Annotated in this window: 1 protein-coding gene; it reads right to left on the bottom strand. The window is 79.3% G+C overall.

Going from position 1 to position 376, the window contains the following annotated elements:
• A partial coding sequence (locus BI06_RS52190) for an acyl carrier protein (RefSeq protein ID WP_043479124.1) occupies window positions 1-376 on the bottom strand: 376 nt, incomplete at both ends.

Raw genomic sequence — 376 nt, 5'->3', positions numbered from 1 at the left:
GGCGGTCAGCGAGTCGAAGCCCTGCTGCTGGAAGGCCCTGGCCGGGTCGACGGCGTCCGCCGAGCGGTGCCGCTGCACGGCCGCGGCCTCGGCCCGGACGACGCCGAGCAGGCTGCGGCGGCGCTCGGCGGCGGGCAGCGCGCCGAGCCGGGCGACGAGGTCGGCCTCGGCGGCCGCACCCCCACCGTCCTGCTCGGCCGAGCCGGCGCCGTCACGGGGCAGCAGTTCGGCCACCAGGCGCTGGTCCCGGCCCCGGAACAGGGCCGCCCAGTCGACGTCGGCGACGACCAGGTGGCTCTCGCCCTGGTCCAGCGCGGCGCCGAGCAGTTCGACGGCCTGCGTGGGAGGCAGCGAGGCGAGCCCGTGCCGGAGCAGC

Origin of the sequence: Kitasatospora sp. MBT66, assembly GCF_000710405.2 — a bacterium.
GTDB classification, from domain to species: Bacteria; Actinomycetota; Actinomycetes; order Streptomycetales; family Streptomycetaceae; genus Kitasatospora; species Kitasatospora purpeofusca.
The sequence above is the reverse complement of the archived record's forward strand: the minus strand, read 5'-3'. Positions and strand labels throughout refer to the sequence as shown.